The following is a 12899-nucleotide window of genomic DNA, read 5'->3' on the forward strand; positions in this document are numbered from 1 at the left end:
CCGTACGTGCGGTGACCGCGCGTACCGTGACCGCGCGTACGGTGACCGCGCGTACGGTGACCGCGCGTCAGGTGCCGAAGAAGACGTCGAACTCCTCGTAGAGCTCCATGGGAACCCGCTTGTTCGTGCCGGTGACGTCCGCGAGCGGTAGGCGGACGACATCCGTGCCGCGCAGCGCCACCATGGTGCCGAAGGCTCCGTCCCTGAGGGCGTCCACGGCGTGCAGTCCGAAGCGGGTGGCGAGCCACCGGTCGTAGGCGGACGGCGTGCCGCCCCGCTGGACGTGGCCGAGCACCGTCGTACGCGCCTCCTTCTGCGTACGGCTCTCCAGCTCCCGGGCCAGCCAGTCGCCGATGCCGGACAGCCGCACGTGCCCGAACTCGTCGCGCGACTCGTCCTTGACCACCATCTGCCCGGCCCGCGGGACCGCGCCCTCCGCGACGACGACGATCGGCGCGTAGTTGATCTCGAAGCGCCTCTCCACCCAGGCGCACACCCGGTCGACGTCGAACTCCACCTCCGGGATGAGGATGGCGTTCGCGCCGCCCGCGACGCCCGCGTGCAGGGCGATCCAGCCGGAGTGGCGTCCCATCACCTCGACGACCAGCGTGCGCTTGTGCGACTCCGCGGTGGTGTGCAGGCGGTCGATGGCCTCGGTCGCGATGCCGACGGCGGTGTCGAAGCCGAAGGTGTAGTCGGTGCCGCCGACGTCGTTGTCGATGGTCTTGGGCACGCCGACCAGGTCGACCCCCGCGTCGGACAGCGCGCTCGCGACGCCGAGTGTGTCCTCGCCGCCGATGACGACGAGGGCGTCGATCCCGTGGTCGCGGAGCGTCTCGCGGATGCGGTCGATGCCCCCGTCGATCCGGAGCGGGTTGGTGCGGGAGGAGCCGAGGATCGTGCCGCCGAGCGGCAGGATCCCGCGCACGGCCGCGACGTCCAGGGAACGGGTGACGCCCTTGACGGCGCCGCCCCAGCCGTCCGCGATCCCGACGAACTCCCAGGCGTACTCCTGCGCGCCCTTGCGCACGACGCTGCGGATCACCGCGTTCAGACCGGGACAGTCGCCGCCTCCGGTCAGCACTCCCACCCGCATGGTCACTCCCTCGCAGATCCCCCTCCAGCTTGGACCCGCCGTCGACATGCCGCACGGCACGGGAGGGGGCGTCCGGATCCACGGCTCCTCGGACGGCTCCCGTGGGGTCGCGGGGCGACGGGGCACTCGCACGGCGGTGACTTTGTCGCTATATGGTCTTGTATGAGCCTTGTGAGTGCCGGTGGCACCAGCCCGGCGCGAACGCCGAAGGCCGCAGGGTGAGGTCTGGGTGACGGACATGGGAGCCAGTGAACTGTTCACGGGGGTGCGGGGGCGGCCGAGGCGTGCGCTGGTGGCGCTGCCGTTCGCGCTGATCGCGCTGATCTCCCTCATCGACGCCCTGACTCCGGCGTACGTCGAGCTCGGACCGCTGCTGATGGCGGCACCCGCCGTCACCGCCGCGTTCGCCGGGCCCCGGCTCACCGCGCTGGTCGGTGTCCTGGCCGTGGGAGCCCGGCTCGCGGTCGCCTCGTTCCAGCACACGGCGGGGATCGCGAGCCGGGACGGGGAGATCGCCGCGCTGGCCGCCGGCGCGATCGTGGTGGTCGTCTTCACGGCGGTACGCGACCGGCACAGGCGCGTGCTGAGCCAGGTGCGCTCCGTGTCCGAAGCCGCGCAGAAGGTGCTGCTGCGGCCGCTGCCGGACCGGATCGGGCCGCTGACGGTCGCCTCCGTCTACCTCGCCGCCGAGGCCGAGGCGCAGATCGGCGGTGACCTGTACGCCGCGGCGCGCACCCACACCAGCACCCGGCTGCTCATCGGCGACGTCCGGGGCAAGGGGCTGGCGGCGGTCGGGGACGCCGCGATGCTGCTCGGATCCTTCTACGGGTTCGCCCACCGCCAGGAGAACCTGCCCGCCCTCGCTGCCCACCTGGACGGCAGCGTCAGGTGGGATCCGCACAGCGGCGAGGACAGCGGCGAGGAGCAGTTCGTCACGGCGGTGCTCCTCGACTTCCCCGACCACGGCGGCTGCGTCCACATGGTCAACTGCGGGCACCCCCCTCCGCTCATGCTGCACCGCGGCACGGTGGTGCCACTCGACCGCAGCCCGTCGGCGCCGCCGCTCGGACTCGGCGAGTTCAACCGCGGCGACTACCTCCTCGACAAGTTCCCCTTCGAGGAGGACGACCTGCTGCTGCTCTACACCGACGGTTTCGTCGAGGCCCGTGACAAGTCCGGCGCCTTCTACCTGCTGACCGAACGTCTCTCCGCGTGGGGGGACCGCGCGCCCGACGACGTGCTCCGGCATCTGCGTGGCGACCTGCTCGCGTACGTCGGGGGCCGGCTCACCGACGACGCGGCGGCCGTCGCGGTCATGTGCACGCCACCCCAGCGGCACGCGTCGGCCGCGGGGCACGCCCGACCGGAGTAGCTTGTCCGCCCGCCACTCACCGCACGTGCACCGGTGGCGCCGTCGAAACCCGGAGGTGTCGCGGCCCGGGAGAGTGGCACCCGGCGGTGGACACCTCACGACCGGCTCCCGCACCCCGAGGAGATCAGGTGGCCCGTACGCCCGACGACGTGAGCGCCGACGTCCACGACAGGCTTCGCGCGGCGGTCGGCGAACGGGCGGACCTGCTGTGGGACGTCGCCCTCAGCCTGCACGCCGAACCGGAGTACGCCTTCGCCGAGCACCGGGCCGCCGCCCTGCTGACGGGCGAGCTGGAACGGGCCGGGTTCGCGGTGGAGCGTGGGGTGGCCGACATGCCGACCGCGTTCACCGCCCGCACGGGTCACGGGCATCCCGCCGTGGCGCTGCTCCTCGAGTACGACGCCCTGCCGGGCCTCGGCCACGCCTGCGGGCACAACCTGATCGCGGCCGCCGGCCTGGGAGCGGCTCTCGCGCTGAACACGGTGCTCGACGGTTCGGCCGGGTGCGTGATGGCGGTGGGCTCCCCGGCCGAGGAGGGCGGCGGCGGAAAGGTAGTGGAGGTGGAGGCCGGTGTGTTCGACGGCGTCGACGCCGCGCTGATGTTCCACCCGGGGGTGTGCAGCTGGACGCGGGCGCCGCTGACCGCGTCGGTGCAGTACCGGGTGGCCTTCCACGGCCGCGCCGCGCACCCCACCGGCAACCCGGCCGAAGGCATCGACGCGCTCCTGGCGCTCGTGGAGCTGTTCAACGTCCTGACCACGCTGGGCAGGCGCCTGCCGGAAGCCTCCCATGTCCAGGGCGTCATCACCGCCGGGGGCACGGCCACCAACATCGTCCCGGAGTACGCGGAGGGCCTGTTCGGCCTGCGCGCGGAGACGAGCCGTGCGCTGCGCGACCTGACCGGGCGGCTGCGCGCGTGCGCCGAGGGCGTGGCGCTGGCCACGGACACAAGGGCCGAGATGGAACGCACGACGCTCCGCTACGAGCACTTCCGTGACAGCGGCGTCCTGTCCGAGCGGTTCGCCGAGCACCTGTCACGGGCCGGGATCACGCTGACCCCGCCTGTGCCCGGCGTCTACCTGGGTTCGTCGGACATCGGCAACGTCAGCACCCGCGTGCCCGCCATCCACCCCTTCGTCGCCATCACCGACGAAGGGTCCGACCACACCCCCGAGTTCGCCGCGGCCGCCGCCTCCCCACGGGCCCGCGACACCCTCGTCGCCGTGACCGGCGCACTGGCGTGCACGGCGGCGGACGTACTGTCGAGCGCGGCCCTGCGCGAGAAGGCGTGGACCCACCACCACGAGGACCACTGACCTCACCCGCACACGGCCGTGCGGCTTCGCGGCATCAGCGCCGCGACGCGGTCGAGCTGCGCCGGACCCTCCAGGGCGAAGCCCAGGGCCACGACGCTTGCCCCGGCGACGACGGCCGCCTCGAGCTTCGCGAAAACCGTGTGACGGCAGGAGGCCGGCCGGGCCCCGCGCGGCGGCGTGGTGAGCGGCTCAGCGTGGGGGCGTGGTGGGTCCCCGTTCGCGCCTGAGGCGGCTGGCGTACTCGGCCTGCAGCCCGTCCAGACCGCCCGCGGCCTGCGGGCCGCCGAAGAACACGGTGCCCGCCAGCGGTCCGCCGGGATTGGCGTCGTCGCACTGCGCGTAGTAGCCCGCGCGGCCTTGATCACTGGTTCGGGCACGTCCTCGAGACCGATGTTCCCGAGTCCGTGCCAGACGACGGCCTTCATACGGATGCTCCCTCGGCGACTCGGCGTTCTGGTCGGGGTTTCCTGCCGGACAACGCTGAAACGGCGGCCCGCGGACCGGCGGTCGCATGCCGGACGGCCGGACACGCACACACGGCTTTGCCATTCCTTTACAACCTGGTCCCGCCCCGCCTCGTCTCTCCGCTCGATCCGCAACCGCCCGCCGACCCGGCGGGCGCCGACGAAAGAGAGCGAATCGATGCGCCGAACCATCCTCACCGTCGCGGCAGTCGCCTGCACTGCCGTGCTGGCGGGAACCGCACCCGCTTTCGCACAGGACGCTCCCTCCCCGGTCCCCACCCGGGCCGCCACCCCCTCCCCGGTCCCGACCAGGGCCGCCACGCCCGCGCCGGCCGCGCCGGCCGACGAGCCGACCCGCGCCCCGGCCCGCGGCCAGGTCCGCGCGGTGCCCGCGGGCGCGCCCGACACCGGTGTCACCACCCCGGCCCAGGACTCCGGCTCCCGGGACGGCCTGATCGGCGGCGGCGCCGGCATGGCGCTCGTCGTGGCCGGCGGGGCCGTCCTCGTCGTCCGCAAGCGCCGGACGACCGGCGCATGACACCGCTCTCCAGGCGCGCGTTCGGCACCGCGGCGCTGGCCGGACTGCTCGCGGGCTGCGGCGGCACGGGGAGGGGCGGGTCCGTGACCTCCCACCCCACCGCCCATGGCGGCACCCCGGACACGGCCGGCACCACGCCGGCCGCCCCGGGTGCCACCGGCTCCCCGCGCCCCCTGCCGCGTTCCGTCCCGGTCCGGCTCCGTATCCCGGCCATCGGGGTCGACACCCCGCTGCTGAGCCTCGGGCTGGAACAGGACGGCACCGTGCAGGTGCCCCCGGTCACCGCACACGACCGAGCGGGCTGGTACCGGAACTCCCCCGCACCGGGCCAGCTCGGGCCGTCGGTCGTCCTCGGCCATGTCACGGTCGGCCCCTACGGCGACGGAGTCTTCCGTCACCTGGACCGGCTGCGGACCGGCGAGACGATCGTCGCCCGCCTGGAGAACGGCACACAGGCGCAGTTCGCCGTCACGTCCAGCCGGACGGTGGCCAAGGCGCGCTTCCCGACCGACGACGTCTACGGAGACGTGGACCGCCCGGAGCTGCGGCTCATCACCTGCGGTGGCCCGCGCGACGGTGACGGCTACCGCGACAACGTGATCGTGTTCGCCGTCCTCAGTGCCGTCTTCCGCTGACGGCGACGGCCGATACGGCCACAGCGGCCGGGCCGGCGGAACACTGCACCGCCGGCCCGGCATCCTTCCTCAGGAGCAGCCGCCCCGCCCGCAGCCCCCTCCCCCATCCACCCGTGCCCGAACCGGCACCCCGACCCTGGAGAGCGTTGAAACGGTCCCGCGACAAGGCAGCGGCCGAACTGTTCGCCGCCCTGTACCCGCGCCTCGCCGGCTGGTGCCGCCGGCTCGTCGACGACGACGAGACGGCCCACGAGATCGCCTCCGAGGCGTTCACCCGGCTCTGGGCCCGCTGGACGTCGGTGGAGGAGCCGCACGGCTTCCTCTATGTGACCGCGGCCAACATCGTCCGCGACCACTGGCGCAAGCAGGAACGCGAGCGCCGCGCCGTGCGCCGCGCCACCACCGAGGCCGCGCTCCGTCCCCACACCGAGCAGACGGACCCGTCGGTACGCCTGCTCGTGCAGTCCCTGCCGGAACGGCTGCGCGTCCCGATCCTGCTCCACTACTACGCTGACATGCCGATCCGGGAGGTGTCCGTGCTGACCGGACGCAAGGAAGGAACCGTCAAAGCCGACCTCCATGCGGCCCGAGAACTGCTCCGCGTCCACCTCAGGAGAAGCCTTGACCACTCGCTTTGACAACGACCCGGAGTTCGCGCCCGACGACCCGCTCGCGGTGATCCTGCGGCCTCCCGCCGACCGCCTCGGCCCGCCCCCGGGCCGCTACGAGGCGATCCGCCGCGCGGCCGGCCGCCGCAGGCTGTTGCGGGCCGCGGCCGGAGCGGCCGTGACCTGTGCGGCGGTCGCCGTCGTCGTACTGCCGCTGCATCCGTCGGCACCCTCCGCCCCCGTCACGCCCACGGTCCCCCTGGCTCCGCCGCCTCCGCCGCCCGCCGCGACCACACCGGCCCCCTGGCCCACGACGGCACGGACGGCTCGCCCCTCGGACTCCGCCACCCCCAGCCCCCGCAAGGACGCCGCGACCAGGAGGGCCCCCGGCGCACCGAGCCGCACCGCGGAGACCGGCACGCGCAGAACGGCCGGGCCCGACCCGGTCCGCACGATTCCGGCCGCCCCGGAGCGGTCCCGGGTCATTCCCACACCCGGGGCGGCGACTCCTCGCTGAAGGGCTGTCCCGTAACTGTTGGTGTCCCCGTCTCGGTGAGGGCCGGCCGACGTCTTCGGGGGCGAGCGGGCGCTGAGCGACAAAACCAGGTCGACGGTGGTCACCGCGATACCCGATCATGCGTTCATGCCTCTCGGAGACACCCTGGCCCGAGTCGATGCGGACCTGGTCGCCGGCCGGGTCCCCGTCGCGCGCCAGCGCCTGCGCGGCCTGGTGTCTTCCTTTCCGAACGACCTGATGCTCCGCCGGCGCCTGGCCGAGGTGTACCGCCTGTACGGAGACCCTGCGGAAGCGGGCCGCTGGATGTACCTCGAACAGGACAGGGACGCAGCTGAGACCTCCGCCTTCGAGGCGAGGTACCACACAGCTGCGCGGCGCGTGCGGGCACTTGCGACTCAGGTCGCCGGTGACACCCGGCGACAAGTGCTGGCCGAAGCGCTGGTTTCCGCCAGCTTGTACCGCTCTGCCGCCTGGCACCGCCCTCGCCGTCGACACGGAGGGTCACGCAGTTGTAGCGACATCTGAGTCGTCAGAGCGTTTTGGGTCAGGCCGCCGTCGTAAGCGGGCGTCCGCCGCGGCGGATGCCCTTCTCACTGCGGATGCGGGCGCGGACCCGAGGAGAGGGTGTCCGGGGCCGGCTGTCACGACGGCCCCGGGCGTCCTCTCATGGCCGGTCACCAGCCGACGGCCACCAGCAGCCACTGCGGGTTGCCATGGGAGATGAACGAGGACTGGCCCGCCACGTCGTCGTAGGGGAAGCCGTAGGCGAGCCGGTTGATGGCGTTGTCGTGCCAGAACTTGGCGTAGTAGTTGGCCGGTGCCGCCTTGTAGTACTGGGCCGGGTCGGACTGCTGGGCGGCCGGGAGCGTGGCGACGTGCCGGTTCAGGGCGGCGCACATGTCGGGGTTGCCGGCCAGGGAGGCGGCACAGCCGAAGATGTCGGAGGTGGCCGCGTTCACGCCGGCCGACTGGGCGTAGGACGTGAAGTAGTTGGCGTTCGCGCCGCCCGCGCGGAAGCTGGGGTCGCTGCCAGGGGCGGTGATCCGGTAGGGGGCCTGGGTCTGGGCCAGGACCTTGAACTGGTCGGGAACGGCGCTGGTGAACCGCTGGAAGGTCGTGGCGCGGTCCTCGGCGAAGGTCTGCCGGTTCTCGCCGACCTCCACGTCGTAGCCGTCCTTGGAGTGCAGGCGCATGGCGAGCTTCAGGCCGAAGGCGTCGACGCGGGTCGTGTTGCCGTTGAAGACGTTGTTGCCGACGGTGAACTCGATGAAGTCGTAGTAGGGGCCGTTCGGCGAGCCGAGGTAGAAGTACATGCGGCCCGCCGAGTTCGCCGGCATGTCGAGGTAGGGCTGCTCGGCGATGGAGTGGACCTGGCCGTTGAAGCTCCAGTACACCTGGCTGTCGGGGTACTTGCCGTTGGTGCGGTTGAGGATCTTCACCTCGACGGCGTTCTTCGTGGCGGGAATGTCACTGGTGCCGCCCCAGAAGTCGTCCGGCGGCGTGGTGGTGCCGCCGGGTCCGTAGACCTGGAACTCCCACAGGGAGTAGCCATAGGGGGTGGCTCGCGCGGTTCCGTAGACGCGCACGTAGCGGCCGCTGCCCGTGACGGCGAGGTTCTGGGTGCCGCCGGTGGCGTTGGCGGTGGAGTGGACCGTGGTCCAGGTGTTCGCGTCGGTGGAGGTCTGGATCTGGAAGGACTTGGCGTACGCGGCTTCCCAGCTGAGGGAGACGCGGGTCAGTTGCTGGACGGATCCGAGGTCCACCCGGAGCCACTGCGGGTCGGAGAAGGCGGAGGACCAGCGGGTGCCGGTGTTGCCGTCGACCGCGGCGGAGGCCGGGAAGGTGTCGTTCTCGACCGAGGAGGCCACGGCGGGCCGCCCCTGGGAGAGCAGTTGGTCCGCGGCGTGCGCGGACGACGGTGTCAGAGCGGTGAAGCAGGCGGCGAGCAGGACGACGACCAGGCCGAGTGCCGCACGGGCACGGGCGGTGGTCGCCGGTCTGCGGGTGGGTACGCCGGAGAAGGGCTGCATACAGGTCTCCTCAAGCCGGTTCGGCGTGCGTGGGGGTGGAGCGGTAGCAGACGTGAGAGCGCTCTCCCCGGGTTGTATCCCCACCACCGACCGGCGTCAACAACTGAAGCCGAAATCCCAGGGGTTGGCGCCCGATGCCTTCACTACTTGATACGAGCCGTCCGGTTCGGCGGACGGCTCGTGGGAGACCCGCACCGGCGGCCGGGCCTGAGCCTGGCCGGCCGCCGGTGTGTTCCGTGGCGTCAGTCCTTGATGAAGTCCGGGACCACCTTCGGCGGCCAGACGCCGACCTTCAGCACGCCCATGGAGTACGCGCGGGACACCAGCGCCGCCCGGTTGGGCACCCGGAGTTTCCGCAGCAGACAGGTCACGTGGTACTCGATGCCCTGCCGGCTCAGGTGCAGCCGTGAGGCGAGCGGGATCGTGGAGAGTCCGGAGGCTATGCCTTCGAGGATCCGGGCGTCGATCTGGCTCAGGAGCTTCTTGCCGCGTCCGCCGACGACCTCCGAGTCGGACGGGTCGTTCTGCGCGCTGGGCATCATGACCAGGATCGAGGACTCGTCCGGGAGACCGCCGCGCACCATGAGGGCCGTCAACGGGACGGTGAACGTGGCGTCGTCCCGTCCCACCGCGATGACGTCGGTGGCGAAGCGGTCACGCCGGCCCTCGATCAGGCCGGTGAACTGCCGCATCAGCGGCTGCTGGACACTGGGGTGGACGAGATCGCTGAAGGTCCGGCCGCACAGGTCCGCGGACGAGCCTCCGAACTGCCAGAAGAAGCCCTCACTGGCCTGTTGGATGGTCAGGGAACGGTCGAGACGGGCCATGTTGAGGCGGCCCTCGTCGAGTGGCGCGGTCTGCGGCGATCGGCCGCCCTCCGGAAGGTCGCGGGCGGTCCCCCTGCCCGAAGCGGCAAGGGTGGACGTGAGCGTGATCGTCTCGCGTCGTGAGTTGGTGACCTGCGGCATAATCGCCCTTCGTGCGGTGGGGGGTGTACTCCGCGCGCGGTGGACCCGATGGGTTCGGGCCCGGCAAGACGGTTCGGCACGAGGGCGCCCGGGCGACCCCGCGTGGAGGGCGCGCGCCGACGAGTACGGCGGCGTGCAGTGCCTCACGCGTCTGACAACGTTGCCGGGCAGCGACCTCTCGTCACCGTCACCGGACCGTCGGTCTGCGCAGCGGTTGGTACTCATGAGATGGGTGAACAGGTAGCGGGTTCCCGTGGTCTTCCCGGTCGGAACAGTCACCGGTCCTCCAGGGTTTTTCCTCTTCTCCTTCCTCACGGAAGAGAAAAGCCGAGAAGCACTCGGTTCTCCCGACCATTCAATTCGCCACTACCACTGGAACCACACCAGGAACTCTAGAGAGTTGACGGCGACCGGGTCAACGTGAACCGGCCCGATCCCGCCGATTCTGTGGAGTTGCGGGAGAAGGTTCGGTCTCCCGCCCAGGCACCGCACACAAGGTTCGGTACGGTTGCTAAACCGCAGGTCAGAGAGCGCATCGATGGAACGCGGGGACCGAATGCCCGGTCAGCCGGGAGCGTGCACCCCGGTTTCCTGTACAACTGCGGCCAACTCTCGCCTGCCCGTAATGCCGAGTTTACGATAGGAGTTAGTCAGGTGCTTTTCCACAGCCCGGGCACTCACTTGAAGTTCAGCTGCAATTTCCTGATTGGTGAGGCCGTTGACAACGAGTGATGCCACCCGGCTCTCGGTCCGGGTGAGTGCCGTCCGTACGGCGGGGGCCGAGGGCCGGCCCTCCCCGGTGACCGGCCCGGGCAACCAGGGAACGCCGCAGGACTCCGCCAGTTCACCGGCCTCACGCAAGGACTCCCGGGCCTCGGCGCCGTCACCCAGCAGCCGCCCCAGATCCCGTACCGCCAGGAAGAGTTCGAGTTGGTTTGCGGAGTCGCGCAGTGTTCCCACCGCCTCCCGCAGCAGATCGACCCGCTCGTCCGCCCCGTCGGTGCGGGCGCGCAGCCGCAGTGCCCGGCCGATGGCCACCGGCGCCCCCCACTCCTTCGCCCGCGCGTACTCCTCCGCCGCCAGGGTCCGGGCCAGGTGATGGTCGCCGAGCTGGTGGGAGAGGGAGACCGCCCAGGGGCGCCAGGGGAACAGCACGGGATTGCGCCAGCCCGCGCACTCCAGCTGCCGGCCGCATTCCATGGCCGTCTCCAACGCCGCGTCGGCATCGCCCTGCTGGGCCTGCTCCGCCATCCGGAGCAGGCTCAGCAGCGCGGACGGGACCGGCCCGAGGCACCGGTCGGCCGCATCGCCCACGATGCGTGAGCCGAGGTGCATGTCACGGGTCGACAGCGCCAGCGCGCCCAGCACACCGTAGACGAAGCAGCGGCTCTCCTCGCGGATCGTGCCGGCCAGCTCGACGATGTGTTCCGCCTGCTCCCGGGCCTGGGGCAGCCGGCCGCGCGCGATGTGGAACAGCGCGCGCCGCGCGTGCGCCATGGCATCGGCGCCGTCGTCTCCGTGGCCGCCGCGCTCCGCCGCGTTCTGCCAGGACTCGGCGGCCTGCAGGGCGTCGGCGCCCACCAGGGAGAACAGCACGAGCTGCATCACCGAACCACCGCCCGCGGTGGTCGCCGGTTCCCAGTCGAGGACGGCGCGGGCCCGGCGCACGATCTCCGACGCCTCTCCGTCGGCGCTGAGCGTCGCCGCGTGCAGCAGCACGGCCAGCAGTTCCCTGCCGCCGCGTGAGCGGACCGGGGGTTCCAGGACGCGCAGTCTCGCGACGGCGTCGGCGAGTTGGGCATAGTCGTCCAGACCCGCGTACCGCAGTCTCGCCTCCAGGCCGAGCGCCTCCTCGCCTCCGGATTCGTCGCGCACGCAGGGGTCGACGAGGTCGTCGACGGCGCGCCTGAGCAGCGCGGCGCCCGACGGGGTCACGGGGCTGGTCACACAGGGCGAGAGCCGCAGCACCGCGGCGGCGCGGTCACGGGCCGTGGGAAGCAGGGGGAGCGCCTGCGCGACATGGGATTCGGCGGCCGGAGGGTCGAAGGACAGCTCGACAGAGGCCAGCTCGACCAGCAGTTGGGCCCTGGTCCGGTCCTGCTCCACCGTTTCCAGCAGCGCCCGGCGCAGATACCGGGCGGCCAACTCCGGCCTCCCCTTGCGGCGTACGCTGTCCGCCGCGCTGCGCAGTACCGGGACGGCCCAGGCGTACCCGGGCGTCGGGACCTCCATGAGCTGGGCGGCGACCTGCTCCGCCGGGAGCCCGCTGTCGTACAGGACCACCGCGGCGGTCTCCTGCCAGCGCTGCCGTTCGGCGGCGCTCATCGAGCATTCGACGGCCTCCCGTACGGACGGGTGGGCGAAGCGGGTCTCGTCCTCCTCGGCGGTCAGCCCCAGTTGGCGCAGGACGCGCAGCGCCGTCGTGAGGCCGACGTCGTCGAGTCCCGCGAGGCGGCCGAGGAGTGCGGGATCCTCGTGCCCGGCCAGCGTGGCGATCGCGGCCGCCGTGTCCCGGACCGGTTGGGGCTGGAGCAGCAGGCAGTTCACTAAGCGGTCGCGGAGCTGGGCGGGGTGCGCCGTGTGCAGGAGGCCGGTGCTCGCGGCCACGGGCGGACAGCCCGTGAGGGCGGCCTCGGACAGTACGGACCGGAGGAACAGCGGGCGGCCCCGGGAGAGTTCGTGGCAGGCGTGGACGAAGTCCTCGTCCGCGGGTTCCCCCAGGTGAGTGCGAACGAGTTGACCGGTGGCGGCCGGGGACAGGGGCTTGGGTCGCAGAACGCGGGCCGAGGCGCTCACCAGCTCCTGCACCAACGGGTCGCGTGAGCCGGGATCGCCGTCCCGCAGGGTGCACACGAGCAGCAGCCGCAGTCCGTCCAGCCGCTGGGCGAGACGGGCGAGCCAGCTCAGCGACCGGGGGTCCGTCCACTGAAGGTCGTCGATGAGGACGAGCAGGGGCGCCGCGGCGCTCAACGTGGCCAGCAGGCCGCGCAGATCGCGCAGAACCGTCCCGTCCGAGGCGTCGGGGCCGGGCACCACGTCGTCGCCGAGCACCTGCCGGGCGGCCCCCGCGCCGGCGAGCAGCCGTTTCCGCACCGGTCCGGATGCCGTGGTCAGCAGGCTGTCGAACAGCTGACGCACCACACCGTGGGCGAGCCCCTGTTCCGTCGGTGCGGCGCCGGCCCGCAGCACATGCACGGTGCCCTCGTCGGCGCAGAGCGGCAGCTCGTGCAGCAGCGCCGAGCGGCCGATGCCGAGGGGCCCGGCCAGCACCATGACGGAGGAGCGCCCCTCGGCGGCGGCACGCAGGGCCTGTCGCACCGCCGCGAGCTCGGCACCTCGTTCGAGCAGCATCCCG

The 12899-nt window shown here is 72.2% G+C and carries 10 protein-coding genes and 1 pseudogene; 7 read left to right on the forward strand and 4 right to left on the reverse strand.

The annotated features are described in order from the left end of the window. Positions 1 to 67: 67 nt before the first annotated feature. Positions 68 to 1096 (reverse strand): 6-phosphofructokinase, encoded by a 1029-nt coding sequence (locus tag ACIOWN_RS06600; protein WP_362354486.1) that lies wholly within the window; start codon positions 1094 to 1096, stop codon positions 68 to 70. Between the two features lie 238 nt (positions 1097 to 1334). Between ACIOWN_RS06600 and ACIOWN_RS06605 the strand changes: the two genes are divergently transcribed. The 7 genes and pseudogenes from ACIOWN_RS06605 to ACIOWN_RS06635 all read left to right on the forward strand — a co-directional run. Beyond that, positions 1335 to 2468 carry a PP2C family protein-serine/threonine phosphatase gene (locus ACIOWN_RS06605; protein WP_362354525.1) on the forward strand — a complete coding sequence of 378 codons (1134 nt, stop codon included), beginning with the start codon at positions 1335 to 1337 and terminating at the stop codon, positions 2466 to 2468. Positions 2469 to 2596: 128 nt separating this feature from the next. After that, on the forward strand, positions 2597 to 3784 hold the full coding sequence (locus ACIOWN_RS06610; RefSeq protein WP_362354488.1) for an amidohydrolase: 1188 nt from the start codon (positions 2597 to 2599) through the stop codon (positions 3782 to 3784). 642 nt (positions 3785 to 4426) lie between these two features. Further along, positions 4427 to 4786 (forward strand): sortase-dependent protein, encoded by a 360-nt coding sequence (locus ACIOWN_RS06615; RefSeq protein WP_398143366.1) that lies wholly within the window; start codon positions 4427 to 4429, stop codon positions 4784 to 4786. Further along, entirely contained in the window at positions 4783 to 5421 is a 639-nt protein-coding gene (locus ACIOWN_RS06620; RefSeq protein ID WP_362354492.1) for a class F sortase, read from the forward strand. The genes ACIOWN_RS06615 and ACIOWN_RS06620 overlap by 4 nt, the downstream gene beginning before the upstream one ends. Positions 5422 to 5567: 146 nt before the next feature. Beyond that, positions 5568 to 6059 (forward strand): RNA polymerase sigma factor, encoded by a 492-nt coding sequence (locus ACIOWN_RS06625; protein WP_362354494.1) that lies wholly within the window; start codon positions 5568 to 5570, stop codon positions 6057 to 6059. After that, entirely contained in the window at positions 6043 to 6546 is a 504-nt protein-coding gene (locus tag ACIOWN_RS06630; protein WP_401980812.1) for a hypothetical protein, read from the forward strand. Before ACIOWN_RS06625 ends, ACIOWN_RS06630 begins: the two co-directional genes overlap by 17 nt. 126 nt (positions 6547 to 6672) lie before the next feature. Next, positions 6673 to 6939, forward strand: a pseudogene (locus tag ACIOWN_RS06635) (DUF6584 family protein); the annotation flags it as partial. A 281-nt stretch (positions 6940 to 7220) separates the two neighbouring features. Here the strand turns inward: ACIOWN_RS06635 and ACIOWN_RS06640 are convergent. The 3 genes from ACIOWN_RS06640 to ACIOWN_RS06650 all read right to left on the reverse strand — a co-directional run bounded on the left by ACIOWN_RS06640 (position 7221) and on the right by ACIOWN_RS06650 (position 12895). Then, entirely contained in the window at positions 7221 to 8576 is a 1356-nt protein-coding gene (locus tag ACIOWN_RS06640) for a beta-1,3-glucanase family protein (protein ID WP_401980815.1), read from the reverse strand. Positions 8577 to 8818: 242 nt separating this feature from the next. After that, complete coding sequence (locus ACIOWN_RS06645; protein ID WP_401980817.1) at positions 8819 to 9544, reverse strand: LuxR C-terminal-related transcriptional regulator; 726 nt, start codon at positions 9542 to 9544, stop codon at positions 8819 to 8821. Positions 9545 to 10108: 564 nt separating this feature from the next. Beyond that, positions 10109 to 12895 carry an ATP-binding protein gene (locus tag ACIOWN_RS06650; protein ID WP_401980820.1) on the reverse strand — a complete coding sequence of 929 codons (2787 nt, stop codon included), beginning with the start codon at positions 12893 to 12895 and terminating at the stop codon, positions 10109 to 10111. Between the last annotated feature and the right edge of the window lie 4 nt (positions 12896 to 12899).

It is taken from the genome of Streptomyces sp. NPDC087787 (assembly GCF_044743035.1).
Taxonomy (GTDB): Bacteria; Actinomycetota; Actinomycetes; order Streptomycetales; family Streptomycetaceae; genus Streptomyces.

What these genes read in the sequence shown, in the direction of transcription:
- ACIOWN_RS06640 (WP_401980815.1), bottom strand. Translation starts at nt 8,576, where the DNA reads ATGCAGCCCTTCTCCGGCGTACCCACCCGCAGACCGGCGACCACCGCC.
- ACIOWN_RS06600 (WP_362354486.1), bottom strand. Translation starts at nt 1,096, where the DNA reads ATGCGGGTGGGAGTGCTGACCGGAGGCGGCGACTGTCCCGGTCTGAAC.
- ACIOWN_RS06650 (WP_401980820.1), bottom strand. Translation starts at nt 12,895, where the DNA reads ATGCTGCTCGAACGAGGTGCCGAGCTCGCGGCGGTGCGACAGGCCCTG.
- ACIOWN_RS06620 (WP_362354492.1), top strand. Translation starts at nt 4,783, where the DNA reads ATGACACCGCTCTCCAGGCGCGCGTTCGGCACCGCGGCGCTGGCCGGA.
- ACIOWN_RS06615 (WP_398143366.1), top strand. Translation starts at nt 4,427, where the DNA reads ATGCGCCGAACCATCCTCACCGTCGCGGCAGTCGCCTGCACTGCCGTG.
- ACIOWN_RS06605 (WP_362354525.1), top strand. Translation starts at nt 1,335, where the DNA reads ATGGGAGCCAGTGAACTGTTCACGGGGGTGCGGGGGCGGCCGAGGCGT.
- ACIOWN_RS06645 (WP_401980817.1), bottom strand. Translation starts at nt 9,544, where the DNA reads ATGCCGCAGGTCACCAACTCACGACGCGAGACGATCACGCTCACGTCC.